The organism is Bradyrhizobium sp. Pha-3, assembly GCF_042258325.1.
Lineage (GTDB): Bacteria > Pseudomonadota > Alphaproteobacteria > Rhizobiales > Xanthobacteraceae > Bradyrhizobium > Bradyrhizobium elkanii.
Genome location: NZ_CP170151.1, coordinates 2855705 through 2879720, shown reverse-complemented (window position 1 = coordinate 2879720; position 24016 = coordinate 2855705). Strand labels below are relative to the sequence as shown.

The following is a 24016-nucleotide window of genomic DNA, read 5'->3' as shown; positions in this document are numbered from 1 at the left end:
CCGCCGGCCCGCGCCCGACGCAAGGCCGATTCCGGCCCGGGAAGCCGGTTTTTCGCCGCTCGGCGCCCCCGCAACGCAGATTTGAGCAGAGTTGCGTTGCGCCGCGCCTCCCCGTTTGCGAGCCTGTACGGATACGTCGAACAGGGTGACTTTGATGACAACAAGCATTCTGCACGGACACGTGGCGCTGGTGACCGGCGGATCGCGCGGCATCGGTGCGGCGATCGTCAAGATGCTGGCGGATGCCGGCGCCGCCGTCGCCATCAATTATCGCGAGCGCTCGGCGGAGGCGGAGACGCTGGCGAAGGGCATCATTGCCGCCGGTGGCCGCGCCGTCGCGATCGCCGCCGACGTCTCGGAAGCCGCCGCCGTCGCCACGCTGGTCGAGCGCGTCAAATCCGGGCTCGGCCCGGTCGACATCCTCGTCAACAATGCCGGCATCGCCATCGTCAGGGGTATCGACGACCTCACCGAGGAGGATTTCGACCGCACGATCACGGTCAATCTCAAATCGGCGTTCCTGTGCACGCAAGCGGTGCTGCCGATGATGCGCACCCGGAAATGGGGCCGCATCGTCAACATCTCCTCCGGCGCCGCACGCGGCGCCGGCTCGATCGGGCCGCACTACAACGCATCCAAGGCGGCGATGGAGGGCCTGACCCGCGGCTACGCCGCACGCCTCGTCAAGGAGGGCATCACGGTCGATGCCGTCGCGCCGTCGCTGATCGAGACCGACATGATGAAGGGACAGAGCGAGCTGGCCAGCCGCATTCCGATGGGCCGTTTCGGCACCGCCGAGGAGGTCGCGCAGGCCGTGATGCTGCTGGTCAATAATCCCTACATGACCGGACAGACCATCGCAATGAGCGGCGGCATGGCGTTCAACTAGGCGGACTCATCAGCGCGCAGCCATAGCCCGATCGATGCGAATTGAACGAAGGCAAGGTAGCTGGCGGCGAGCTTGTCATAACGCGTCGGTCGCGGGATCATCGCGCCTGCGGTACGAATGAGTGAACTGATCGAGGCATGAGAGATCATCGCCTGCAGGTGAGTGCATCTGGACCAGCAGCGGCAGAGACGTGTGCATCCCTGCCGGTTCCACCCATTGCTCCGGTGTCCCGTCCCTTGGGTTTTGGCAAATGTTCGTTTCATCGGCACGAAACGATTGATTTCGCCGAGTGGGAACACGTTGCCAAGAAGCCACAGCGATTGAAGGGAATGGAAATTGGAGGCGTCATTCTCGTGGCGGCGCACGCGCTTGCGGCTTATTGGTTAGGGACAGATCGGGCAACATGAATCATTTCCAGCCCGGCAGTTTGTTTCAGATGCTTGATTGATCAGAGCTGAAATTGGCATGAGCCAATTTCAGAAGCCATGGAGCTTGTCGCGAAATGAATTTCGATAATCAGACCAGATCTCCTTATTCGAACCACACACATTCAGCATCAGTGACCTCCGCCGATAAAACGGATGAGGGCCAGAACGGCGAGACGCGCTTTGGATTTAGGGCAACGGACTTGATCGTATACCCTGCGCACGGCGTCGGCCAAATTGTAGCGATTGAGGAACAGACGGTGGCGGGGGCTTGCCTCGAGTTCTTTGTCGTCTATTTCGCGAAGAGCAAGATGACGCTCCGCGTTCCGACGAGGAAGGCGGCAAACGCCGGAATGCGTCAACTGTCCGATCCCGTTTCGATCGAGCACATGCGACGAATCCTGGGGCAGGCGCCGCACAAAGCGCGGGGTAATTGGTCCCGACTTGCTCAAGAATACGAAAGCAAGATCAATTCGGGCAATATTGTCGCTATCGCGGAGGTCATGCGCGATCTGTATCGGCCCGCGGTCAATTCCGAGCAGAGCTACAGCGAACGACAGCTGTACGCTGCGGCGGTCGAACGCCTGTCCGGAGAAGTGGCGCTCGTTAGCGGCATTACTGAAGAGGAAGCCGTCAAGCAGCTTGAAAGCCTCATCATTGCTGAGGTCAGGCGGAGCGCATAGAGACTGGTCGCACCTCCTCGGAACGTCTGCGTCCGGGTCCCGGCCGACGTTCCGGCGCCGCCGGCCAGATATGATTTCCTAGGATGGCCGTTCGACGAAGGCGACGGTCTTGTTGCTATAGGTCCATATCGCGCCGTCGCGTTTGCTGATCCCGAGAAAGGCGGTCTTTGTACCGGCATATTTCATGTCCCGATTGCCCCCGTCGATGCCATAGGCCCATGGGTCGAGACACAGAAACTCGGTGATCTTGCCGTCGGCTCCCGATGTGCGGTGGCCGACAATGCCCACATAATGGGCGCCGCCGAGGGAAGCCCGCACCGGCACCTTGTTTTCGAGATTCTTGATTGTCCAATCCACCGCTTTGCTGGGATCGCGGCCCGCGCTCACCTGGTCGCGCGCCGTCGGTTCGGCCATTTTCCAGCCCATATAGCGGACAAACACGATCTTGATGATCGATCCGCACCAATATTCGTTGTTCACAGCCTTGAGGAAACCGTCATTGTTCTGGTTCCACGGCAGCTTGCTCTTCTTGTAGTTTTCCATCGACGCGTCAGCGGTCGCCGCCAGGGTGGGAAGGGTGTGCAGCTGCTCATCCACCAGCATTTCATAGACGCGATGGCGGCTGTCCAATTCGTCGCTGGCGTCCTGATTGCTGTAGAACTTGCGATAGGCGGCGGGTGCCTTGGCCGCCGTCGTGACGGCGTGGAAATAGTGCCAGATTAAATCGGTTTTCCACGAGGGATCGCGGACATGGGTGTCGGACATGGAGAGGGTCCATATAAGGCATTCGGCTGCGGCGGCTTCGCGGTCTTGTCCCGCTTGCGGTTGGACCAGCCGCGCTGAATGGTTAGTCCCCGCTAGATTGATGACGGTTCAACGTGGACTTGGTGACGCCCAATCGCGTCTTGGCAGGAACATGATCAATAAGACCGCCTCGGAAGCACCCGCCGCATGAACGAATCTCGGTCTCCTGTTGTGCATCGCATGAACCGAGGCTTGGCCCGCAGCCGAAGATCGCTTCACAGTTTCGGCTCAATGGTACGGAGCGGACCTTGCCTGTTCTGGCGCAGGCGGCTCAAAAAGCCCCGCCAAGGAGCGCTTTGGTCGCGATGCGCCCGAAAGCGGACGCGTTACTTTGAGTTTTGTCGTTCGTGACCCCAAGGTCAGTTGCCCCCGAACCATCTGCAGCTGCCGACGGCGCACAGCCATATTGCCGCCGTCGAACGGCGGATAAGCCACCGCGTCCTGTAATGGTAGCGCGCGAACCAGCCATCTGAAGCGGATCTAACCGATGAGTCCCTGTCATCCGCGCGTTGACAGCATCTTTTGGAGTATTGCCTCAACCGGCTGCGGCGAAATCCCAAGTTCGACAAGGCCAGGCGACGACACGGTATCGATCTGCATCAGCTCCACCTGATTGCGCGTGAGAATCGGGTCCGGGAGTATTTCGGAAGCCCATGCCAGGGCGTGCCAAACGGCGAGCGGGATCGGGACCAGGATGGGCGCAAGACCGGCCTGCTGCGCGACGATTCCGACCAATTCTTCGTAGGAATAAACGCGAGGGCCGCCGCACTCGAAGATCGTCGGTTGCGTCTCGGCTCGCTGGATGATCCGGACAGTCGCCTCCGCCACATCTTCCACATAGGCCGGCTGCAGTTTCATCGAGCCGCGGCCGAACATCGGATAGATCGGCAGCCGGCGGAGAAGGTTGAGGATGGTCGTAAGAAACGCATCGTCCGGTCCGAACATGACGGCGGGTCGGATGATATACGCGCCGGCAAACGTAGCCCTGACCACCAGTTCACCTTCGCCGCGCGCTCGGATGTACCGCGATCGAGACGCGGCATCGGCGCCGATGCCTGACAAATGAACGAGTCTTTTGACTCCGGCCCGGTGCGCTTGGGCCGCTACCCGCTGGGCGGACTCGACATGAACGGAATGAAACGTCTCACGCCCGTGCTCGACGTAAAGGCTGACGGTGTTGACGGCGGCGTAAGCGCCGGCAAGCGCATTTGCGACAGACCGTTCGTCGTGAATATCGGCCTCGACGAACAGAAGTTGGGAATCATGCGGTCCAAACTGACTGCGCCCGCGATCTGGATGCCTTGACGCGATCCGGACGGGAAATTCGTGATCGCGCAGATGCTGAACGATGCGGCGGCCGAGAAAGCCGGTTCCGCCGAATACAGTGACGGTGCGACCGTTCGTTGCCATCCTTTGATCTTTGCTCGAGAGAACGCGCCATAGCCCGAGCCGAAGCTGACGTCAGGGCGATGGCCGTCTGTCGGAACAATACCCTTTCGCAGCGACGGTTGGAATGCAGGCCGCTTCGAACCGCTATTGGACGGAAGCCGGATGCAAAGGCCGAGCGAAACTGAGTTCGTGGCCGTCGGGGTCAGCTAGGTGGAAGAAACGCTCACCCCATTCAGCATCGCGGGGCACAGTCGCCGGCTGGTAACCCACCGCGAGCGCGCGTTCGTAAAGTGCGTCAACATCGGTGACGTAGAAGATGACCCGACCCCACCAGGACCAGCGTCGTTCGGCAGGTTGGTCGATGAGGTTGAGGTAGCTCGGACCTGCTCGAAAGCTTGTGAACGACGACCATTCGCCGCCATGCAGGACCTCAAAGCCCAGGGCTCGGTAGAATCGGACAGCTCGTGGCATGTCATGGGTGCCCAGCGTGAGCGCGCTTATCCCCTCGATCATGGCCAAAACTCCCTGTTCTACCTCCCGACGCTTTTGAAGTCGCGGCGCAGAGATTAACCTCTCATGTGCGTCGAACGGTGAGCAAGTCAACGCCGAGCGCCCCTTTCCTTGCGTCGCCGCTCACGGCGAGCGGTAGATGCCCCAAACCGCTCGAACCGAAAGCGCTGACGCTCTAAGCTCTCCATCGCGTCGGCCAAACATCAAGTCCAGACGCCCACACAACCTATCGATCCCGGTGGCACCCGCGAAAAGGAGGGGAGCATGAAGGGCGATAAAGACGTTATCGAACACCTCAACAAAGCGCTGCGCCACGAGCTCACCGCAGTGAACCAGTACTGGCTGCACTACCGCCTCCTCGACAATTGGGGCTACAAGATGCTGGCCAAGGCGTGGCGCAAGGAATCGATTGAAGAAATGCAACACGCAGACAAGCTCATCGAACGCATCATCTTCCTCGATGGATCTCCCAATATGCAGACGCTGGAATCCCTCCATATCGGGAAGACCGTGAAGGCCGTGCTCGATAGCGACTTGCAAGCCGAATTGTCGGCGTACTCCCTCTACGCTCAAGCTGCGACCCAGTGCCATCAGGTCAAGGACTACGTGACACGGGATCTGTTTGAGCAACTCATGCACGATGAGGAAGAGCATATCGATTTTCTGGAAACCCAGATCGAACTCGTCGCGAGGATCGGCCTCGAGCTGTATGCCCAGCGTCATATCGGAGAGCTCGACAAGGACTAAAGTGCAAACGACTGCATTCGGCCCAAATCGGACACCGCGGCGGCGCGGAATTATGACCGCTGCTCGCCCGTTAGGAATTCGTTAACCATCGCGGCCTAGCCTAACCTCAAGCCTGGTCATCATCAGCCGATTGCCGCTCGGTTCGGTCCAGGAACAGCCGGTGTCCGCCAAGACGCTGACATATGCCGCGCCAGGTGCGCGCCTGAAAATCTCGCCAGTGGCCGCTCGTCGCTTGCTAAGCGACTGCGCTTGCCGCGCTCACTTAGGAGCAAAATCCTGGTGTATAGCCCTCAGTCCCCAGCTCGGTAGAGCAATTGTGAGGCAAGAATGACCGATATTTGCGAGATGAAGGCGCGCATTACCGTGTTTGGGGTCGGCGGTGCCGGTGGCAATGCAGTCAACAACATGATCGCGGCCGGGCTGCAAGGCGTCGACTTCATCGTCGCCAATACCGATGCACAGGCGCTTACCATGTCGAAGGCCGAGCGCCTCATCCAGATGGGCACGCGGGTGACGGAAGGTCTCGGCGCTGGCTCGCATCCTGAAGTGGGGCGCGCCGCAGCCGAAGAGACGATCGACGCGATCCGCGATTCTTTGACCGGCGCACACATGGTGTTCGTTACTGCCGGCATGGGCGGCGGTACGGGCACCGGCGCAGCGCCCATTATCGCCAAGACCGCGCGCGAGCTTGGCATTCTCACCATCGGTGTAGTCACTAAGCCATTCCACTTCGAGGGCCAGCGCCGCATGCGCCTTGCCGAGGCCGGCATCGCGGAACTACTGAAGGTGGTAGATACTCTGCTGATCATCCCAAACCAGAACCTATTCCGGGTGGCCAACGAAAAAACCACGTTCTCCAATGCTTTCGTGTTGGCCGATCAGGTGCTTTATTCGGGTGTGGCCTGCATCAGCGACCTCATAGTCAAGGAAGGTCTGATCAACCTCGATTTTGCCGACGTTCTCGCCGTCATGCGGGAGAAGGGCAAGGCCATGATGGGCAGAGGCGAGGCTTCCGGCGCAAACCGCGTGGTCACCGCCGCCGTAGCAGCGATCTCAAACCCATTGATCGAGGACCCCTCGATCAAGCGTGCCAGCGGCCTCATCATTTCCATCACTGGCGGCAAGGACCTGATGTTATTCGAAGTCGACGAAGCTGCTACCCGCATTCGCGACGAGGCCGACCAGGACGCCAACATCATCATTGGCGCATCGTTTGATGAAAGCCTGGAGGGTATCGTCCGCGTCTCGGTAGTGGCGACCGGCATCGATAATCTTGACCCGGCACCCCACGCGCAACCAGCGGAAAGCTCACTTACAGAGCTCGCCGGCAGGCTGCGCAACGACAGCCGTCAAATCGCCGAATCGAGCGCAGTACACCGCTAACCGACGCGCACCGCATCGGCGCGTCGGTCCAGTGCGCGCAATAAAGGAGCGTTTCGGTATCGACCTTGGCTACTCCGCGTCCATGAATGCCGGGCACTCGGCTATTTCCGCTCCTGGCCCGAAGGCGAAGTGCCGCGATGTCCGCTCCCGCGCCGCTGTTTGGGGGAGAAGCAGACATCAGGTAGCCGGCTCGCAGCAACCGACTTTTTGAGGACGCACCCGGCTATGCCGGCTTGACCGGCTCGCTTGATTGCCTTACGCCTCACGCCATGAACCGCTCGATCCTGATCGCCAATTTCTGGTGGCTCGCCGACTGACAGGCGGGCCGAACGCGTTCATGCATTTCGGGGCCGCCGCATTGGGCGGCCTTTTTCTTTCATCTCATCCGGCCCGCATGCGGCGTCCCCATTCAACCGAATGGAGACAAGCCGTGACCAAACCGATCATCCTCACCGGCGACCGCACCACCGGGCCGCTGCATCTCGGCCATTACGTCGGCTCGCTCAGAAGCCGCCTCGCGTTTCAGGACAGTCATGAGCAGTTCCTGCTGCTCGCCGACATGCAGGCGCTGACCGACAACGCGCACGACATCGGCAAGGTCCGCGGCAACGTCATCGAGGTCGCGCTGGATTATCTCGCCGTCGGCATCGATCCCGAACGAACCTCGATCTGCCTGCAGTCGCAGCTGTGGCGCTCGCGGAGTTGTCGATGCTGTATCTCAACCTCGTCACCGTCGCGCGGCTGGAGCGCAATCCCACCATCAAGGACGAGATCCGCGCCCGCGGATTCGGACGCGACATCCCGGCGGGCTTCCTGTGCTACCCGGTGGCGCAGGCCGCCGATATCACCGCGTTTCGGGCCACCGTCGTGCCGGTCGGCGAGGACCAGGCTTCCCTGATCGAACAGACCAATGAGATCATCAGGCGCGTCAACGCGCTCGCCGGTCGTGCGCTCCTGCAGGAGGCGGTGGCCGTCATACCGCGCGCGGGACGGCTGCCGGGCGCCGACGGGCGCGCCAAGATGAGCAAATCCGCCGGCAATGCGATTGCTCTCTCGGCCTCGCCCGGTGACATCTCGGCCGCGGTGCATGCGATGTTCACCGATCCCGATCACCTGCGTGTCGGCGACCCCGGCAAGATCGAGGGCAATGTCGTCTTCAGCTATCTCGACGCGTTCGATGACGATCAGCACGCGGTCGAGGAATTGAAGGCGCGCTATCGGCGTGGCGGTCTCGGCGACGCAGCCGTCAAGCGGCGGCTGGAGGATATCCTGCAAGCCCTGATCGCACCGATCCGGGCCCGGCGCGCCGAGCTGGCAAGCAATCGCGACCATGTCGCTGACGTGATCAGGCGCGGAACCCTGAAAGCCCGCGAGATCACCGAGCGCACCAAGCGCGATGTGATGGCGGGACTCGGCGTGTTCCAGCTCTGAATGCGCTGTCATCAAACCATGGCAGGAACTGTGCTTGCCTGTAACAGTTGTCCGCTTGGCGAAAACCGGATTTGGAGCTTGTCGTGATCGATCCGAAAACGCTTCTCGAACGCGCCGCACAATTGACCGATCAGGCCAAGGGCGAGGAAGATGCCGGCATCCGCGAGCGGCTGCTGCGCATGGCCGGGCATTACCGCGACCTGGCCGCGCATGAGGCTTGGGCGAACGAGAACCCGCCATCGGTCGGCGCGATCACCAGTGCGCTCAGCCCCCGTGCCCATTGACCTGTGCTTCGTCAGCTCACGCGAATGCGATAGCCCAGTGACTGCCGCGCGCCCGGCGCGATGTGCATGAGGCCGGGCTTGCCGGCGAACTCGCCGTCGAATTCGACCGGGCTGGCAAAGCCGTGCCACGGCTCGATGCAGAGGAACGCCGCGCCGCCGACCTTCGACCAGATGCCAAGTTCGCGAAAGCCGCGCCACGACACCTCGATCGCGGGGCCCTGCGCAGCAGCAAAGCGCACCGAGGCGCTCGCAACCTGATCGAGGATCATGGCGTCGTCGTCGAACAATTGCTCCGACAACGCGAGCACCCTGCCCTTGATCGGACTTGTCTTGATCGGAGTTGGCTCGGCCTGCGGCCGCATCAGTCCCTCCGTCAGCCGCCGGATCGGCGCCGGCTCATCCTTCTCGAAGGTCAGCGCGTAGGCCTCCTTCCGCAACCCCGGAAGCAGCGGCCAGTTGAAGGCTGGATGACCGCCGAGCGAGGCCGGCAGCGTCTCGGCGCCGGTGTTGACGATGTCGAAGGCGACATCGAGATCGGCGCCATCAACGGTATAGGTGACCTCGAGCCTGAATGCGAAGGGATAGCGCGCACGCGTCTCTGAATCGTCGATGAGCGCGAGCTTGCAGGATCGGGGCCCCTGCTCCACCCAGGCAAAGCGGCGATCGCGCGCGAAACCGTGCTGCGTCATCGGATAGGTCTTGCCGTTGTGGCGCAGCGCATCGTTCTTCAATCGGCCGACGATCGGGAACAGGATGGGCGCATGGCGCGGCCATTGCGGACCGGCCTGCCACAACAGTTCGGTCCCGTCGGCATTGCTGAGCGACGACAATTCGGCGCCCTGCGCCAAAATGGTCGCGGCGATTCCATCGCCGCGCAGCGTGTGACTGTCGCTCATGCCTCGCCTCGCCGGGTTGCGCTATGCCCCGACAGGAGATGTTCGAAGCCGGCGAGGCCGTCAACCCCAAAGCAATGGTGCGGCCGCCCTTGCGTGGCGGCGCCACGCTTCGGGCCTACCCCGCAATCTTGGAGAAATCGGGCTGGCGGCGCTCGGCAAAGGCGGCAAAGGCCTCGCGCGCCTCCGCACTCATCAGCCGTTCCTGGAAGATTTCACCCTCGCGCGCCATTTGCGCGCTGATCCTGGCGGGGTCGCGCATCAGCGCCTTGGTATGCTGAAGCGAGCCGAACGGCCGCTTCGCCAGCGCGTCCGCCGCCGCGCGGGCCTTGGCGCGCAGCTCCGCGAGCGGCACAACCGCATTGGCGAGGCCGATCGAGACCGCAGTCTCCGCCTCGACCGGTTCGCCGAGCGCAAACATCGCATAGGCGCGCGCATAGCCGATACGCTGCGGCAGCAGATAGGTCGACGCCGCCTCCGGCACCAGCGCCAGATTGACGAACGGCGTGATCAGCCGCGCGGTCGGCGCGAGATAGACGAGATCGCAATGCAACAGCATGGTGGTGCCGATGCCGACCGCATTGCCCTGCACGGCGGCAATCAGCGGCCGCGTCGCCTTGGCCAAAGCGGCGAGGAAGCGCGTCACGTGGCGCTCGCCCTGCACGCCGCGCGACACCGCCGCGAAATCGGCGAGATCGTTGCCTGCGGTAAAGCTGTCGCCGTCGCCCTGCAGCAGCACGGCGCGGATCGCGGAATCGCCTTCGGCGCGCTCGAGCGCGTCGGCCATCGCGCCATACATCGCGTTGGTGATCGCGTTCTTCTTGTCGGGGCGCGCCATCGTCACGGTGAGGACACCGCCGTCCAGCGCTACGACCACTTCACTCATGCTGCACTCCTGTTGCTTGCTTGTTGTTCGACGCGTCTTCTTCACGCGAACCGGTACCCACTTCGCTCGAAGACGCTCTAGCTGTCCTTGTCTTTCGGAAACTTGTCTTGCAGGCTGGTCAGCCAACGCGCCACCACGTCGATTTCAGCGTCCGAGAATCCCTCCATCAGACGGTTGTTGATCGCCCTGGTCCGCGTTGCGGCGCGTTTGCCGAGCTCCTGCCCCGCCGCGGTCAGATAGAGCCGCTGGCTGCGCCCGTCTTCGCCATCGCGCCGGCGCTTCACGAGGCCTGCACGTTCCATCCGGTCGGCGAGCCCGCTCATCGCCGACGGCACGATGTCGAGCGCCTGCGAGACGTCGCCGATCAGCGCGCCGTCATTGCGCCCCAGAGAGAACAGCACGCCGGCCTGAGCCGAGGTCAGATCGTGGGCGGCCGTCTCCTGATCGATGGCGCGCTGCAACCGGCGATAGGCCACGGTCAGAAGAAAGATCAGCCGGTGTTCCGCTTTCATCACGCCGTTATATATTTCGCACGCGAAATATCAAGATATTTCGTGCACGAAATATCCGGCTATTGGCGGAGATCCGTCATTGCGTTCGGGGGTCTCAGAACCCCGCACTCACCCAATCAGCACGCGCTCGGCCGGAACAAGCCGTTCCCATCGGCGCAACTGCGACATTTTGATCCCGCCGCCCGATCGCTGCGCTGCAGCCCGGCAGAAAACCCTTGATCGACGTCGATCAAACGGGAAATCTTTGCATCCGGGAGCCGCGTTGCGGCTCTGGCGGGGTCACGAGAGTGTCATGACGTTAGCGGCAGGTCCGGACAGGGAGCGCGTTGTCCGCCCGAAGCGGGCACGCCATCTCAGCGACGCCATGCGTTGCGAGACCGCCTTTCGCCTGATCCTGTCCGAGTGCCTCGAAGAAGTCGCGACCAATCACGAGGCCTTGAGCTCCGGTGATCCGGCCGCGCTCCATCAGACCCGCATTGCACTGACACGCCTGAAAGCCGCGATCGCGTTCTACGGCCCGATGGTGGCGGATAGCGAGTGGACGCGACTGAAATCCGAACTGAAATGGCTGAGCGCACATCTCGGCGCAACGCGCGACCTCGACGTCGCGATCGAGAACAGCAAGGGCTTGCCCGAAGAACGCATGCTGCAGACGGCGCGAACCGATGCGTTCGAAGCCCTCAGGGAGGCGTTGCAAAGCGACCGCTACTGGCAGTGGTTCGATGGCATGTGGGACTGGGTCGGCAGCGGCCCCTGGACCACGCGGCAGGATCCCCGTGCCGCGCAACGGCGCGCCGTGCCGGTCTCGGTCTTCCACGCGCGCCGGCTGGCGCGGTGGCATGGCAAGCTGTGCCAGAAGAGCCGCGGGCTGCAAGGCATGGGCAAGAACAAGCGGCACCGCGTCCGTCTCGCCAGCAAGCGGCTGCGCTACGCCATCGAGTTCTCGGAGGGCGGCTTGCCCCCTGACGAATACGCGTCATGGCGGATCATGCTGAAGCATCTGCGCAAGGGGCAACAACTGCTCGGCGAATTGAACGACGACGAGGTGCGTCGCGGATTGCTCGAGAGTGTCGATGCACCCGCGCAGCGCGCCCACGAGCGCAAGGCCAAGCACCAGCGCGTCCACGAGCGGAAGCGCAAGAGCCGGCTGCTGCGCCACGCCGCGGCGGTCTATCGAAAAATCTCCAGCTGAGCGCGCGTCAGCGCAACGTCGTCGGCGCGGCGGATGCGGCTCGCGTCGACGATCACGCGCATGAATGATGTATAAAACGTCATTTATTGCTCTTGTGCCATCATTACTTGATGTGCATAAATGACATTCAAATAGACGCGACTCCTCAAATCGACGGCCATCACTCGATGATCACCGCGGCGCAGCTGCGAGCTGCCAGAGCCTTGCTTGGCATCGACCAACGGCAGCTCGCCGAGCTGTCCGGACTTTCGGTGCCAACCATCCAGAGGATGGAGGCGAGCGAAGGCACCATTCGCGGCAACGTCGACTCGCTCGTGAAACTGATCGACGCGCTCGGCACGGCCGGCGTCGAGGTCATCAATGAGGGCGCCGTCAGCAGCGGCGGCGGCCGCGGGGTGCGATTGAAGGCCGGATCAGGCTCACCGAAGGTGCAGACATGATCCCGGCGGTCACTCAGCAGATCTGGTGTGTAGCCGCCCTGCTGGGAACGACCGCTCTCGCGATTGCAACGAGCCGATCGCGCCAATCGACAGCCATCGTCTACGGCACGACCTTTGCGATTTCGCTGGTCGCATTGGCCGGAGCCCTGCTCTCGCTCATCGCCCGCACCGGCGCGACGGAACTGATACTGCCGGTCGGCTTGCCATGGCTGGGATCGCATTTCCGCCTCGATGCGCTCGCCGCATTCTTTCTCGTCGTGGTCAATCTCGGCGGTGCGGCCGCAAGTCTTTATGGCATCGGTTACGGCAGCCACGAATCCGCGCCACAGCGCATCCTTCCGTTTTTCCCGGCGTTCCTGGCCGGGATGAATCTCGTCGTGCTCGCCGACGATGCGTTCACCTACCTGCTGTGCTGGGAGTTCATGTCGCTCGCCTCATGGGCGCTCGTCATGGCGCATCACCGTGACGCAGACAATGCCCGCGCAGGCTACGTCTATCTCGTGATGGCAAGCTTCGGGACGCTGGCTCTGTTGCTTGCCTTCGGCCTGCTGGCGGGAGCCGGCGGCAGCTACAGCTTTGCGGCCATCCGCGCCGCCCGGCACACCCCGTCCGAGGCCGCATTGGTGCTCGCACTGATGCTGCTCGGCGCCGGGTCGAAAGCCGGCCTGATCCCGTTGCACGTGTGGCTGCCGCTGGCTCATCCCGCCGCGCCGAGCCATGTCTCGGCGCTGATGAGCGGCGTGATGACCAAGGTCGCGATCTACGGATTCATCCGGGTCGTGTTCGATCTGCTCGGGCCGCCAGGCTGGTCGGCGGGTGTCGTGGTTCTCGTCCTTGGCGGCGCGACCGCAGTCATGGGGATCCTCTATGCGCTGATGGAGAAGGATCTCAAGCGCCTGCTCGCCTACAGCACGATCGAGAACATCGGCGTCATCTTCGCAAGCCTCGGCCTTGCGCTGGCATTTCAGGCGAACGGCCTTGGCCTCGCGGCGGCCCTCGCCTTCACGGCCGCATTGTTCCACGTGCTCAACCATTCGTTCTTCAAGAGCCTGCTGTTCTTCGGGGCCGGCGCGGTGCTGACGTCGACCGGCGAACGCGACATGGAGAAGCTGGGCGGCCTGATCCACCGCATGCCACTCACGAGCTTCGTCTTTCTGGTCGGCTGCGTCGCGATCTCGGCGCTGCCGCCGTTCAACGGGTTCGTGTCGGAATGGCTGATGTTTCAGGCCGTCCTGCAGAGCCCCGACCTGCCGCAATGGCTGCTGAAGATCATGGTGCCGGCGGTCGGCGCCTTGCTGGCGCTGGCGGCGGCGCTCGCCGCCGCATGCTTCGTCAAGGCTTTCGGAATCACATTTCTCGGCCGCGCGCGGAGCCCGGCCGCGGAAGCCGCCGGCGAAGTCGATCGCTATTCGCTCGCCGCGATGTTCAGCCTCGCCGTGCTCTGCTTCCTCGCCGGCATTCTGCCCGGCACGGTGATCGACGCGCTCTCGCCCGTTGCGCAGGCTGTGATCGGCCACCGGATGCCGGTTCAGATGAACGATCCCTGGCTCTCGATCGTTCCAATCGAGGAGAGCCGCAGTTCCTACAACGGATTGCTCGTCTTTGCGTTCATCACCGCCGCGGCGTCGCTCGCGGTGTATTTCATCCATCGCTTTGCGTCGCGCGCGATCCGGCGCGGACCGGCATGGGGTTGCGGCTTCGCCGACCCGACACCGGCGGCGCAGTATTCCGGCGTGAGCTTCGTGCAGCCGATCCGCCGCGTCTTCGGCACGCTGGTTTTCCAGGCCCGCGAGCATGTCGACATGCCGGCGCCGAGCGAACTGCGGCCGGCCCGCCTCAGGGTCGATATGCACGACCTGGTCTGGGAGCGGCTCTACACACCCGTGGCGGAAGCCGTGTGGTTTTTCGCCGATCGGCTGAACCAGCTCCAGTTCCTGACCATCCGCCGCTACCTCAGCCTGGTGTTCGCAACCCTCATCACATTGCTGCTGGCGCTCGCGATATGGTCGTGATCTCGGACATCCTCGTTCAGCTCGGCCAGATGGCGCTTGTGCTGCTGCTCGCGCCGCTGCTGACCGGCGTCGTGCGCAAGATCAAGGCGCGGCTGTTGCGGCGGAAAGGGCCGTCGATCTTCCAGCCCTACCGCGACCTGCTGCGGCTGCTGCGCAAGGAGGTCGTGCTCGCCGAAAACGCGTCCTGGCTGTTTCGCGTCACGCCCTATGTGACGTTTGCGGCCATCTGGGTCGCGGCGGCGCTGGTCCCGACATTCGCGACCGGCCTGCAATTCAACTGGAGCGCCGACCTGATCGCGATCGTCGCCCTGCTCGGCAGCGCGCGCTTCTTCCTCGCGCTTGCCGGCATGGATGTCGGCACCAGCTTCGGCGGCATCGGCTCCAGCCGCGAGGTGATGATCGCCGCGCTCGCCGAGCCGGCCATGCTGTTGATGGTGTTCTGCGTCGCGCTGATTGCCGGCTCGACGCAGCTGTCGACGGTCGCGACCTTCATGGCATCGTCGGAGGTCGGACTGCGCGTCTCGCTCGGCATGGCGATGATCGCCCTCATCATGGTGGCGCTCGCCGAAAACGCGCGCATCCCGGTCGACAACCCGGCGACGCATCTGGAGCTGACCATGGTGCACGAGGCGATGATCCTCGAATATTCCGGGCGTCACCTCGCCATGATCGAGTTCGGCGCCTTCCTCAAGCTGCTGCTCTACATCTCCCTGATCATCTGCGTGTTCTTCCCGTGGCAGATCACCACGGAAGGCGCGGGGCCGCTGTCCTATCTGGTGAGCGTTACCGCCTACATCCTCAAGCTTGCGGTCGCGAGCTTCCTGCTTGCCGTGTTCGAGACCGCGACGGCCAAAATGCGGGTGTTCCGCGTCCCCGAATTCCTTGGCGCGGCGCTGATGCTCGGCCTGCTCGGCACGCTGCTTCGGTTCGTGTCACGGGGCTTCTGATGCACAACCTCGCCTTCGACATCGCCCATCTGCTCGCCGGCGGGCTCGTGCTGATCAGCTTCATGATGCTGTATCAGGACCGCCTGTATGCGCTGCTGAACATCTTCGCGCTTCATGCGGTGGTGCTCGCAGCTTCGGTCGCCTGGCAGGCCTTCATCCAGAATGCGCCGCATCTCTACGTGACCGCAGCCATCGCACTGGTCTTCAAGGCGATCGTCATCCCGGTGGCGTTGCATCGGATCATCAAGCAGCTCGGCATTCATCGCGATATCGAGACCGCGGTGAGCATCGGTCCGACCATGCTTGCGGGCATGGGGCTCGTCGCCCTGTCCATGGTGCTGATGCTGCGCATCACCGGCGCGGCCGATCCGCTTGCGCGGGAAGACCTCGCCTTCGCGCTGTCGGTGGTGCTGCTGGGATTGCTCGTCATGGTGACGCGGCGCAACGCCGTCAGCCAGGTCGTCGGCTTCATGTCGCTGGAAAACGGCCTGGTGCTGGCCGCGACAGGCGCCAAGGGCATGCCGCTCGTCGTGGAGATCAGCGTCGCCTTCTCGATCCTGATCGCGTTCATCGTGATCGGCGTGTTCCTGTTCCGCATTCGCGAGCGGTTCGACACCGTCGACGTCGGCGCGCTCGATGAATTCAGGGGGGAGCGCCGATGACTGCCGCGTCGGATGCCGTCACCTGGGTTCTGTTGATACCGATCGCCGCCGCGGCGGTGCTGGCCGCGCTGCCCGGCTACCGCTTGACCGCCGGTCTCAATATCGTGGCCAGTCTCGGCACCTTGCTGGCCGCGCTTTCGCTGCTCGTCATCGAGCGCCCGCAACCCGGCCGGTACCTGCTGATCGACGATCTCAACATCGTCTTCATCGTGCTCAACACCTTCGTGGGATTCACCACGAGCGTGTTCAGCGCAAGCTATATCGCCCACGAACTCGAAACCGGGCGGCTGACGCCGGGCTATCTGCGATTCTACCATGCCATGTATCAGGTGATGATGTTCGGCATGAACCTCGCATTCGTGTCGAACAATATCGGCCTGATATGGGTCGCGGTCGAGGTTGCCACGCTCACCACCGTCCTGATGGTCGGCATCTACCGGACCCATGCGGCGCTGGAAGCGGCCTGGAAGTATTTCATCCTCGGCAGCGTCGGCATCGCGCTGGCGCTGTTCGGCACGATCCTGGTGTACATGGCCGCGCTGCCGGTGGTCGGCGAGGGTCAGGACGCCATGGTGTGGACGGTGCTGATCAGCCGTGCGGCGACGTTCGACCCGGCATTGCTCAACGTCGCCTTCATCTTCCTGCTGCTCGGATACGGCACCAAGGTCGGCCTGGCGCCGCTGCACGCCTGGCTTCCGGATGCGCATGCCGAGGGCCCGACCCCGATTTCCGCCGTGCTTTCCGGCCTGCTGCTCAACGTCGCGCTCTACGCGGTGCTCCGCTTCAAGATCCTGCTCGCCGCCAATCCGGATGCGATATCGCCCGGGCCGTTGATGGTGACGATGGGGCTGACCTCGCTGCTGTTCGCGGCCTTCATGCTTTACCGCCGCCGCGACATCAAGCGGCTGTTCGCCTACTCCTCGATCGAGCACATGGGCATCATCGTGTTTGCGTTCGGCATGGGTGGTCCGCTCGCCAACTTTGCCGGCCTGCTCCACATGGTGATGCACAGCCTCACCAAGTCGGGAATCTTCTACGCGGTCGGCCACATTGCACAGGTGAAGGGCACGCAGCGGATCGCCAACATTCGCGGCCTGACCGAGTCGCATCCGGCACTCGGCTGGAGTCTCGTGATCGGCGTGGTCGCGATCGCCGGCCTGCCGCCGCTCGGTATCTTCATGAGCGAGTTTCTCATCGTCAGCTCCACCTTCGCGCGCCAGCCGCTGCTCGCCATCCCGCTGGTGTTCGGCCTGCTGCTCGCCTTCGGCGCGCTGATCCTGCGCCTTACCAGCCTTGCGTTCGGCGAGCCGCGCGGCAATGCCGCGCCGGCGGATGCGTCCTATTTGCCGATGTTCGCGCATTTCGCGCTGGTGCTGACTGCGGGCATCTACCTTCCGGGACCGCTGGTCGTCTGGTTCCAGCACGTCGCCAACCTGCTGGGTTAGCGCGAGGGAGAACGGGATATGCCGAGGTTGATCGATCTGATCCGGGCCGGCCACAGAATCGAACGGCATCATCCATGGCCGCGCGCCGTGGTGGACGGCGATACCTGGCGCACCGCCGCTCACGCATTTGCCGATGGCGGCCTGAGCCTGCTCGGGCTGTGGGGTGAGCCGTCGCGCGTGCACATGGCCATCCTCGACGACCGCACGTCCGATATCGGCGTGATCAGCCTGGATTGTCCCGATCGCCAATTCCCTTCGGTCGCGGCCCATCATCCACCGGCGCTTCGATTGGAGCGCACCCTCCACGACCTGTTCGGATTGCAGGCCATGGGCATACCGGATCCCCGTCCCTGGCTCGATCATGGCCGCTGGCAAACACGCTTCCCGCTGGGCGAACGTCGCGATGCATCGGCGGACGCAGCGCCTTATCAATTCCTCCCGGCCGAGGGGGACAGCCTGCATCAGATCGCGGTCGGTCCGGTGCATGCCGGCATCATCGAGCCCGGGCATTTCCGCTTTACCGCGAGCGGAGAGACGGTGGTCCGCCTCGAGCAGCGGCTCGGCTACACCCACAAGGGCGTCGAAGGGCTGATGGCCGGAAGCACCGTCGAGCAGGCCGCGCGGCTTGCCGGCCGGGTCTCCGGCGACAGCACGGTCGCCTATGGGCTGGCATTCGCGCAAGCCGTCGAGGCCGCGCAGCGGATTGCCGTGCCGCCGCGCGCGCTGTTGCTTCGCGCGCTGATGGCCGAGCTCGAGCGACTGGCCAATCATCTCGGCGATATCGGCGCGATCTGCAACGATGCGTCATTTGCGCTGATGCAGGCGCATTGCGCCGTGCTGCGCGAATCCGTGCTGCGCGCCGCTGACGCTGCATTCGGCCACCGCCTGATGCGCGACCTCGTCGTTCCCGGCGGCGTCGCGCGCGATATCGCCGGCGATGGAGCCGACGTAATCCGGGCCGTACTCGACCAGATCCGCCGGCATTTCCCTGCGCTGGTCGAGCTCTATGACAACACCGCCTCGTTGCAGGACCGCACCGTCAGCACCGGCATCGTGACTCCAACGCTCGCCCGGCAATTCGCTGCCGGTGGTTATGTCGGGCGTGCGAGCGGCCGCGACCATGACGCCCGACGCAGGCCCGGCTATCTCCCCTATGATGGCCTCCGCTTCGAAGTCCCCGTCCTCAGCGACGGCGACGTCAACGCCCGGGTCTGGATCCGGATCCGCGAGGTTGAGCAGAGTCTTGCGCTGGCGTACCAGATCCTCATTGGCCTCGAGGCCGGCCCGGTGAAAGTGCCACTGCACAGTGCGGCAGAGCCTTGCGAAGGCATGGCCCTCGTCGAAAGTTTCCGCGGCGACATCCTGGCCTGGCTGCGCCTGAACGGCGATCGGATCGAGCGATGCCATCTGCGCGATCCGTCGTGGTTTCAGTGGCCGCTGCTCGAGGCGGCCATCGAAGGCAACATCGTGGCGGACTTCCCGCTCTGCAATAAGTCGTTCAACTGCTCCTATTCCGGGCAGGATCTCTGAGGGCTTGAGGCGATGCGCAAACTTCTGTTCCAGAGCCTGTTTCGCCAGCCATTGACGGAGCAAGCGCCGCGCCCGGACGACGCTGCGCTCGTGGAGCTCGCGACCATGGTCGGCCGCACCGCACGACGACGCCTCGGCCGCAGCCTCTCGATCCGCGAGGTTGATGCGGGCTCCTGCAACGGATGCGAGCTGGAAATACACGCGTTAAGCAATGCGTATTACGACGTCGAACGGTTTGGAATCCGGTTCGTTGCCTCGCCCCGTCACGCCGACGTGCTGCTGGTCACAGGTCCGGTCACCAAGAACATGCGCGAGGCGCTGGAGCGCACATACCGTGCGACGCCAGATCCCAAATGGGTTGTCGCTGCGGGCGATTGCGCAAGGGATGGCGGATGCTTCGCCGGCAGCTACGCCGTGGTTGGCGGAGTCTCCACCGTCGTTCCTGTCGATCTCCATATTCCGGGTTGCCCGCCTTCGCCGATCGCCATCCTGCGTGGCCTCGTGACCTTGCTCGAGGCGGTCGACTCCGGGGTCGCGGCAAGGTGAAAGCACGGAAAGAAGCGAGCACCTCCGCCCGCACCGTGGGCAGCGTCGCTAACCGCTGTCGCGCAGCACCAGTTCGAAGCCAAGATCGACGCGGCGCTCGCCGCCGCGCTCCAGCGTCAGCGTCGCGGCGGTGCGGCCGATCGCGTCGCCATGCACGCTGATCGTGCTCAGGGTCGGCGAGATCAGCTGGCCCATTTCGAGATCGCCGAGCCCGATCACGGCGACCGGCTGCGCCGATGCAGGCCCGTCGCGCAGCAGCCCGGCCTTGCGCAGTCCCGACATGAAGCCGATCGCATGGGCATCGTTGGCGGCGAACACCGCGTCGACATCGGGCAGGCGTGCATGCGCCGCCACGCTGCCGGAATCCTTGCGGTCCAGGATCAGCCGGCGCGGCTCTGCAAGGCCGCTGGCCAGTGCCTCGTCCCTGAAGCCGAACCAGCGGCGCGTTCCGCGCGGATCGTCGCCGCCGATGAAGGCGAGCTGCTTGCGGCCCTGCGCGACCAGATGCTTCGCGACGGCGACACCGGCCATGTAATTGTCGAAGCCAGCGACCGCGTCGATCGGGTTTGCCGGCAGATCCCAGGTCTCGACGATCGGGATGCGCGCATTGCGCAGCAGGCGGCTGCCTTCCTCGGTCGCCGGCGAGCCGACCATGATGATCGCCTCGGGCCGCCGCGACAGCAGCGCCGCCAGCATGCGCTCCTCGCGCGCCGCGTCATAGCGCGACTGCGCCAGGATCACGGAGAAGCCCAGCGGCTCGAGCTTGTCCGACAGGCCCTGCACCGTGTCGGCGAAGATCGCGTTGGCGATGGTCGGCACCAGCACGCCGACCGAATTGGTCCGCGCGCTCGCCAGCGCGCCTGCCACCAGGTTCGGGACATAGCCGAGGTCGCGCATCGCCCGCTCGACCCGCGCCCGGGTCTCCGGGGCGACCAGATCGGGCGTCCGCACCACCCGGCTCACTGTGATCGACGAGACGCCGGCGCGCTTGGCCACTTCTGAAAGGGTGGGCGCGGCACCGGCCGGGCCGGTCCCGGGGGCGGTCAGTTCGGAGCTCATGGGGCGGAGCCTGCCCGATTCCGGGTTGCCAAGCCATGATGTTAGCGCTAGCATCGTGCCATGTTAGCGCTAACATAGAACAAAAAGGGAGAAACGGCATGATTTCGGACGAGCAGGCCCAGGCTTACAAGCGCGACGGGGTGATCATGGTCCCCGAGGTGCTCAACCAGGAGACCTTAGCCAAGGTGCGCACGGTGCTCGCCGAGCTGGTGGCCGGCGCCGCCAGCGTGAGCGAGCACACCGACGTCTACGACCTCGAGCCGGGCCATTCGCCTGACAATCCGCGCGTCCGCCGCATCAAGGCGCCGCACAAGGTGCATCCGATCTTCGACGAGATCGTGCGCAGCCCGGCCGTCATCTCGATCCTCACCAAGCTGATCGGCCCCGGCCTTCGCCTGCATGGCTCCAAGCTCAACATGAAGTCGGCGCAATACGGCTCGCCGGTCGAGTGGCATCAGGACTGGGCGTTCTATCCGCACACCAATGACGACATCCTCGCGATCGGCGTGCTGCTCGACGATTGCGATATCGAGAACGGTCCGATGCTGGTGACGCCCGGGTCGCACACCGGCGACACGATGTGGGATCATCACGGCGAGGACGGCCACTTCGCCGGCCTGATCGATCCGGACCAGATCGCGGACGACATCAAGCGGGCGGTGCCCTGCATGGGCAAGGCCGGCAGCATGTCGTTCCATCACGTGCGCGCGCTGCACGGCTCAGCGACCAACACGTCGAACCGGCCGCGCAACCTGCTGCTCTATGAAGTGGCTGCCAGCGACGCCTGGCCGCTGATGGGCGTGAAGGACTTCGACGAATTCAACAGCCGCCTGCTGGCGGGTCCACCGGTGGTCGCGCCGCGGCTCACCGACGTGCCGGTGCGCATGCCACTGCCGCCGGCGAAACGGCAGGGATCGATCTACGAGACACAATCGGCGTCGAAGAAATCCTACTTCACGCGCGCCGCCTGAGACCCGAGACAATGCCCGCGGCCAGGCCGCGGGCATTGCTGCTTTCACGAGCACGATCCCCCGCGACAACGTAGAACGCGTTTGCGCGGAGATCGCGCCCGATCAAGACGACCATAAAAACAGACATAACGGGGAAACGAATGACCGAGATGGCAAGAGATGGCGCTCGCACATCGCGCCTGCGTGTGATCCTGGCCGCAAGCATCGGCTCCGCGCTCGAATGGTACGACTTCTTCCTCTACGGCACCGCAGCGGCGCTGGTGTTCGGCGAGCTGTTCTTTCCGAAGAGCGATCCGGTGGTCGGCACGCTCTTGTCGTTCCTGACCTTCGGCGTCGGCTTCGTGGTGCGGCCGTTCGGCGGCCTCCTGTTCGGCATCCTCGGCGATCGCTATGGCCGCAAGCCGGTGCTGGTCGCCACCCTCCTGATGATCGGGATCGGCACCACCGCGATCGGCTTCCTGCCGACCTATGGGCAGATCGGGATCTGGGCGCCGCTGCTGCTGGTCGCGATGCGCGTCATCCAGGGCCTCGGCGCCGGCGCCGAATATGGCGGCGCGGTGATCTACCTGGTCGAGAACGCACCGCCGAAGCATCGCGGCTTCTGGGGCGGCTTCGCGCCGCTCGGCGTCTCCGTCGGCAACCTGCTTGCCGCCGGCGCCTTCGCGCTGGTGACCATGCTGCCGCGCGAGGACCTGATGAGCTGGGGCTGGCGCCTGCCCTTCCTGGCGAGCTTCCTCCTGATCGTGGTCGGCATCTTCGTCCGGATGCGCATCACCGAGACGCCGGTCTACACCGAGGCGGTGGTCGCGCGCGGCAAGGTCGAGAGCAATCCGGCGATGGAGGCATTGCGCCGGCACCCGCGCAACTTCTTCGTCGTGCTCGGCGCCCGCATGGCCGAGAACGGGCTCGGCTATTTCTTCCCGGTGTTTGGTCTCAGCTACGTGATCACAACGCTCGGCGTGCCCAAGGCGGAGGCGCTCAGCGCGCTGATGCTGGCATTCACGGTCGAGCTGTTCGCGATCCTCGGCTTTGCGGCGTTGTCCGACCGGATCGGACGGCGGCCGGTCTACATGTTCGGCGCGCTGGCCGGCGTGGCGCTCGCCTTCCCGTTCTTCTGGATGGTCGGCACCAAGGAATGGATCATGATCGCGCTCGCCTTCATCCTGGCGCGCGCCGTGGTGACGGCGGCGATGTTCGGGCCGCAGGCGGCGTATTTCGCCGAACTGTTCCCGCCGCAACGCCGCTTCGCCGGCTTTGCCTTCGCACGCGAGCTCGGCTCGCTGCTGTCGGGCGGCCCGGCGCCGTTCGTCGCCACCGCATTGGTGGCAGCCTACGGCACCTGGTGGCCGGTCGCCTGCTACGCGATGTTCCTGTCGGCCTGCACCGTCGTCGCGATCTGGATCGGGCCCGAGACCTACCAGGAGAACATCGACGCCGACGCGAGCGAACAGGCCGAGCTGTCCGCGGCGATCCCGGCGCGGGCCTGATAGGTGGCGCAGCAACTGCGTGTCCTGCAGTCGCTCTGGGCGATGGAGCGGCGGCTGGCCGATGAGGGCGAATGGCCGCTGCACACCCAGCTCGCGATGATCCGCGATGCCGGATTTGACGGCGCCGGCGTTCGTTTCATCGATCCTGCCTTCGCGCGCGAAGTGACGAACTTCCTTCGCGCGCATGGCATGTTCTGGCAGGCGCAATGCTATCCGAAGAGCGTCGACGACCTGAAGCCGGTGCTCGAGCTGGTCGCCAAGCTCGGCGCCGATCATGTCAATTTGCAGCCGGACGTTCGGCCGCGCCGGCTCGCGGATTGCATTCCCCTGCTCGAAGGCTGGCGGCGGCTTGCCGCCGAGGCCGGCGTCGCCGTGCATGTCGAGACCCATCGCGACCGCATGACGACCGACCTGTTCTTCATGCTCGACCTGCTCGACTGCTTTCCCGATCTGCGGCTCACCGCCGATCTCTCGCATTATCTGGTCGGCCGCGAATTCGCCTGGCCGGTCGACGACGTCAACCACGCGATGATCCATCGCATCCTCGACAACGCCTGGGGCATCCACGGCCGCATCGCGAGCCGCGAGCAGGTGCAGGTCTCGCTCGGCTTTCCGCAGCACCAGGGCTGGGTGTCCCTATTCATGGACTGGTGGGACTACGGTATCCGCTCCTGGCGGAAACGTGCCGGTCCCGACGCGACCCTGACCTTCCTGTGCGAGCTCGGTCCCCCGCCCTATGCCATCACCGGGCCCGACGGCAGGGAATTGTCCGACCGCTGGCAGGACGCGCTGGTCATGAAGGACATGATCCGCGCGCTGTGGGATCGCATCGCGAACGAGCCGCAAGGCCCGCTCCCGCATTGATTCAAACACGCCGCGGCGGCATCCT

General features: G+C 64.2%; 23 protein-coding genes and 1 pseudogene. 17 read left to right on the top strand and 7 right to left on the bottom strand.

The features are described 5' to 3' along the window. Nucleotides 1-154: 154 nt before the first annotated feature. Together ACE10X_RS13525 and ACE10X_RS13520 are read left to right on the top strand one after the other, a co-directional pair. Nucleotides 155-889 carry an SDR family NAD(P)-dependent oxidoreductase gene (locus tag ACE10X_RS13525; RefSeq protein ID WP_038388106.1) on the top strand — a complete coding sequence of 245 codons (735 nt, stop codon included), beginning with the start codon at nucleotides 155-157 and terminating at the stop codon, nucleotides 887-889. A gap of 502 nt (nucleotides 890-1391) precedes the next feature. Next, nucleotides 1392-1997 carry a CarD family transcriptional regulator gene (locus tag ACE10X_RS13520; RefSeq protein WP_038388093.1) on the top strand — a complete coding sequence of 202 codons (606 nt, stop codon included), beginning with the start codon at nucleotides 1392-1394 and terminating at the stop codon, nucleotides 1995-1997. Between the two features lie 78 nt (nucleotides 1998-2075). Here the strand turns inward: ACE10X_RS13520 and ACE10X_RS13515 are convergent, their stop codons facing one another. From ACE10X_RS13515 to ACE10X_RS13505, 3 genes are all read right to left on the bottom strand, one after another. Further along, nucleotides 2076-2762 carry a hypothetical protein gene (locus tag ACE10X_RS13515; RefSeq protein ID WP_375764265.1) on the bottom strand — a complete coding sequence of 229 codons (687 nt, stop codon included), beginning with the start codon at nucleotides 2760-2762 and terminating at the stop codon, nucleotides 2076-2078. Nucleotides 2763-3299: 537 nt separating this feature from the next. Continuing rightward, nucleotides 3300-4211 carry a complex I NDUFA9 subunit family protein gene (locus ACE10X_RS13510; protein ID WP_038388091.1) on the bottom strand — a complete coding sequence of 304 codons (912 nt, stop codon included), beginning with the start codon at nucleotides 4209-4211 and terminating at the stop codon, nucleotides 3300-3302. 123 nt (nucleotides 4212-4334) lie between these two features. Then, nucleotides 4335-4703 carry a VOC family protein gene (locus tag ACE10X_RS13505; RefSeq protein ID WP_038388090.1) on the bottom strand — a complete coding sequence of 123 codons (369 nt, stop codon included), beginning with the start codon at nucleotides 4701-4703 and terminating at the stop codon, nucleotides 4335-4337. A gap of 261 nt (nucleotides 4704-4964) precedes the next feature. Here ACE10X_RS13505 and bfr point away from each other — a divergent pair, with 261 nt between their 5' ends. The 4 genes and pseudogenes from bfr (at nucleotide 4965) to ACE10X_RS13485 (ending at nucleotide 8545) form a co-directional block, all read left to right on the top strand. Beyond that, on the top strand, nucleotides 4965-5447 hold the full coding sequence (gene bfr / locus ACE10X_RS13500; RefSeq protein WP_038388089.1) for a bacterioferritin: 483 nt from the start codon (nucleotides 4965-4967) through the stop codon (nucleotides 5445-5447). 327 nt (nucleotides 5448-5774) lie between these two features. After that, nucleotides 5775-6830, top strand: a complete 1056-nt coding sequence (gene ftsZ / locus ACE10X_RS13495) for a cell division protein FtsZ (RefSeq protein WP_038388088.1) — start codon at nucleotides 5775-5777, stop codon at nucleotides 6828-6830. A 430-nt stretch (nucleotides 6831-7260) separates the two neighbouring features. Next, a pseudogene (gene trpS, locus ACE10X_RS13490) lies at nucleotides 7261-8261 on the top strand (tryptophan--tRNA ligase). A gap of 83 nt (nucleotides 8262-8344) precedes the next feature. Beyond that, a complete protein-coding gene (locus ACE10X_RS13485) occupies nucleotides 8345-8545 on the top strand; it encodes a hypothetical protein (RefSeq protein WP_038388086.1) in 201 nt (66 codons plus the stop codon). A gap of 11 nt (nucleotides 8546-8556) precedes the next feature. Here the strand turns inward: ACE10X_RS13485 and ACE10X_RS13480 are convergent, their stop codons facing one another. From ACE10X_RS13480 to ACE10X_RS13470, 3 genes are all read right to left on the bottom strand, one after another. Beyond that, nucleotides 8557-9441, bottom strand: a complete 885-nt coding sequence (locus ACE10X_RS13480) for an aldose 1-epimerase family protein (RefSeq protein WP_038388085.1) — start codon at nucleotides 9439-9441, stop codon at nucleotides 8557-8559. Nucleotides 9442-9556: 115 nt separating this feature from the next. Further along, nucleotides 9557-10324, bottom strand: coding sequence for an enoyl-CoA hydratase-related protein (locus ACE10X_RS13475; protein ID WP_028339458.1), 768 nt, complete (start codon nucleotides 10322-10324; stop codon nucleotides 9557-9559). A 77-nt stretch (nucleotides 10325-10401) separates the two neighbouring features. After that, nucleotides 10402-10836, bottom strand: a complete 435-nt coding sequence (locus ACE10X_RS13470) for a MarR family winged helix-turn-helix transcriptional regulator (protein ID WP_038388084.1) — start codon at nucleotides 10834-10836, stop codon at nucleotides 10402-10404. Nucleotides 10837-11128: 292 nt separating this feature from the next. On the opposite strand from ACE10X_RS13470, the gene ACE10X_RS13465 reads away from it, so the two are divergent. The 8 genes from ACE10X_RS13465 to ACE10X_RS13430 all read left to right on the top strand — a co-directional run bounded on the left by ACE10X_RS13465 (nucleotide 11129) and on the right by ACE10X_RS13430 (nucleotide 19610). After that, nucleotides 11129-12028, top strand: a complete 900-nt coding sequence (locus ACE10X_RS13465; protein ID WP_375764264.1) for a CHAD domain-containing protein — start codon at nucleotides 11129-11131, stop codon at nucleotides 12026-12028. Between the two features lie 167 nt (nucleotides 12029-12195). Then, entirely contained in the window at nucleotides 12196-12468 is a 273-nt protein-coding gene (locus ACE10X_RS13460) for a helix-turn-helix transcriptional regulator (protein ID WP_028339461.1), read from the top strand. Next, a complete protein-coding gene (gene hyfB / locus ACE10X_RS13455) occupies nucleotides 12465-14480 on the top strand; it encodes a hydrogenase 4 subunit B (protein ID WP_304556555.1) in 2016 nt (671 codons plus the stop codon). The genes ACE10X_RS13460 and hyfB overlap by 4 nt, the downstream gene beginning before the upstream one ends. Further along, nucleotides 14471-15427: a respiratory chain complex I subunit 1 family protein gene (locus tag ACE10X_RS13450; protein WP_304556556.1), complete on the top strand. Its 957-nt coding sequence runs from the start codon at nucleotides 14471-14473 to the stop codon at nucleotides 15425-15427. Before hyfB ends, ACE10X_RS13450 begins: the two co-directional genes overlap by 10 nt. Further along, nucleotides 15427-16089 carry a hydrogenase-4 component E gene (locus tag ACE10X_RS13445; RefSeq protein ID WP_038388078.1) on the top strand — a complete coding sequence of 221 codons (663 nt, stop codon included), beginning with the start codon at nucleotides 15427-15429 and terminating at the stop codon, nucleotides 16087-16089. The genes ACE10X_RS13450 and ACE10X_RS13445 overlap by 1 nt, the downstream gene beginning before the upstream one ends. Then, nucleotides 16086-17534: a hydrogenase 4 subunit F gene (locus tag ACE10X_RS13440; protein WP_038388077.1), complete on the top strand. Its 1449-nt coding sequence runs from the start codon at nucleotides 16086-16088 to the stop codon at nucleotides 17532-17534. Before ACE10X_RS13445 ends, ACE10X_RS13440 begins: the two co-directional genes overlap by 4 nt. An 18-nt stretch (nucleotides 17535-17552) precedes the next feature. Next, entirely contained in the window at nucleotides 17553-19064 is a 1512-nt protein-coding gene (locus ACE10X_RS13435) for an NADH-quinone oxidoreductase subunit C (protein ID WP_038388076.1), read from the top strand. A 12-nt stretch (nucleotides 19065-19076) separates the two neighbouring features. After that, nucleotides 19077-19610 (top strand): NADH-quinone oxidoreductase subunit B family protein, encoded by a 534-nt coding sequence (locus ACE10X_RS13430; protein WP_038388075.1) that lies wholly within the window; start codon nucleotides 19077-19079, stop codon nucleotides 19608-19610. A gap of 48 nt (nucleotides 19611-19658) precedes the next feature. Here ACE10X_RS13430 and ACE10X_RS13425 read toward each other — a convergent pair whose 3' ends face one another. Beyond that, nucleotides 19659-20669 (bottom strand): LacI family DNA-binding transcriptional regulator, encoded by a 1011-nt coding sequence (locus ACE10X_RS13425; protein ID WP_051003269.1) that lies wholly within the window; start codon nucleotides 20667-20669, stop codon nucleotides 19659-19661. Between the two features lie 98 nt (nucleotides 20670-20767). On the opposite strand from ACE10X_RS13425, the gene ACE10X_RS13420 reads away from it, so the two are divergent. From ACE10X_RS13420 to ACE10X_RS13410, 3 genes are all read left to right on the top strand, one after another. Continuing rightward, a complete protein-coding gene (locus tag ACE10X_RS13420; protein ID WP_375764263.1) occupies nucleotides 20768-21640 on the top strand; it encodes a phytanoyl-CoA dioxygenase family protein in 873 nt (290 codons plus the stop codon). A gap of 140 nt (nucleotides 21641-21780) precedes the next feature. Beyond that, nucleotides 21781-23127, top strand: coding sequence for an MFS transporter (locus ACE10X_RS13415; RefSeq protein WP_038388072.1), 1347 nt, complete (start codon nucleotides 21781-21783; stop codon nucleotides 23125-23127). 3 nt (nucleotides 23128-23130) lie between these two features. Beyond that, nucleotides 23131-23991: a sugar phosphate isomerase/epimerase gene (locus ACE10X_RS13410; RefSeq protein WP_304556557.1), complete on the top strand. Its 861-nt coding sequence runs from the start codon at nucleotides 23131-23133 to the stop codon at nucleotides 23989-23991. The last annotated feature ends 25 nt before the right edge of the window (nucleotides 23992-24016 follow it).

Bases quoted from the DNA above. Each gene is read 5' to 3' on its own strand.
- ACE10X_RS13480 (WP_038388085.1), bottom strand. From the start codon at position 9,441: ATGAGCGACAGTCACACGCTGCGCGGCGATGGAATCGCCGCGACCATT.
- ACE10X_RS13470 (WP_038388084.1), bottom strand. From the start codon at position 10,836: ATGAAAGCGGAACACCGGCTGATCTTTCTTCTGACCGTGGCCTATCGC.
- hyfB (WP_304556555.1), top strand. From the start codon at position 12,465: ATGATCCCGGCGGTCACTCAGCAGATCTGGTGTGTAGCCGCCCTGCTG.
- ACE10X_RS13420 (WP_375764263.1), top strand. From the start codon at position 20,768: ATGATTTCGGACGAGCAGGCCCAGGCTTACAAGCGCGACGGGGTGATC.
- ftsZ (WP_038388088.1), top strand. From the start codon at position 5,775: ATGACCGATATTTGCGAGATGAAGGCGCGCATTACCGTGTTTGGGGTC.
- ACE10X_RS13505 (WP_038388090.1), bottom strand. From the start codon at position 4,703: ATGATCGAGGGGATAAGCGCGCTCACGCTGGGCACCCATGACATGCCA.
- ACE10X_RS13425 (WP_051003269.1), bottom strand. From the start codon at position 20,669: ATGAGCTCCGAACTGACCGCCCCCGGGACCGGCCCGGCCGGTGCCGCG.
- ACE10X_RS13430 (WP_038388075.1), top strand. From the start codon at position 19,077: ATGCGCAAACTTCTGTTCCAGAGCCTGTTTCGCCAGCCATTGACGGAG.
- ACE10X_RS13445 (WP_038388078.1), top strand. From the start codon at position 15,427: ATGCACAACCTCGCCTTCGACATCGCCCATCTGCTCGCCGGCGGGCTC.
- ACE10X_RS13475 (WP_028339458.1), bottom strand. From the start codon at position 10,324: ATGAGTGAAGTGGTCGTAGCGCTGGACGGCGGTGTCCTCACCGTGACG.
- ACE10X_RS13510 (WP_038388091.1), bottom strand. From the start codon at position 4,211: ATGGCAACGAACGGTCGCACCGTCACTGTATTCGGCGGAACCGGCTTT.
- ACE10X_RS13525 (WP_038388106.1), top strand. From the start codon at position 155: ATGACAACAAGCATTCTGCACGGACACGTGGCGCTGGTGACCGGCGGA.
- ACE10X_RS13415 (WP_038388072.1), top strand. From the start codon at position 21,781: ATGACCGAGATGGCAAGAGATGGCGCTCGCACATCGCGCCTGCGTGTG.
- ACE10X_RS13440 (WP_038388077.1), top strand. From the start codon at position 16,086: ATGACTGCCGCGTCGGATGCCGTCACCTGGGTTCTGTTGATACCGATC.
- ACE10X_RS13520 (WP_038388093.1), top strand. From the start codon at position 1,392: ATGAATTTCGATAATCAGACCAGATCTCCTTATTCGAACCACACACAT.
- ACE10X_RS13460 (WP_028339461.1), top strand. From the start codon at position 12,196: ATGATCACCGCGGCGCAGCTGCGAGCTGCCAGAGCCTTGCTTGGCATC.
- ACE10X_RS13465 (WP_375764264.1), top strand. From the start codon at position 11,129: ATGACGTTAGCGGCAGGTCCGGACAGGGAGCGCGTTGTCCGCCCGAAG.
- ACE10X_RS13450 (WP_304556556.1), top strand. From the start codon at position 14,471: ATGGTCGTGATCTCGGACATCCTCGTTCAGCTCGGCCAGATGGCGCTT.
- ACE10X_RS13515 (WP_375764265.1), bottom strand. From the start codon at position 2,762: ATGTCCGACACCCATGTCCGCGATCCCTCGTGGAAAACCGATTTAATC.
- bfr (WP_038388089.1), top strand. From the start codon at position 4,965: ATGAAGGGCGATAAAGACGTTATCGAACACCTCAACAAAGCGCTGCGC.
- ACE10X_RS13435 (WP_038388076.1), top strand. From the start codon at position 17,553: ATGCCGAGGTTGATCGATCTGATCCGGGCCGGCCACAGAATCGAACGG.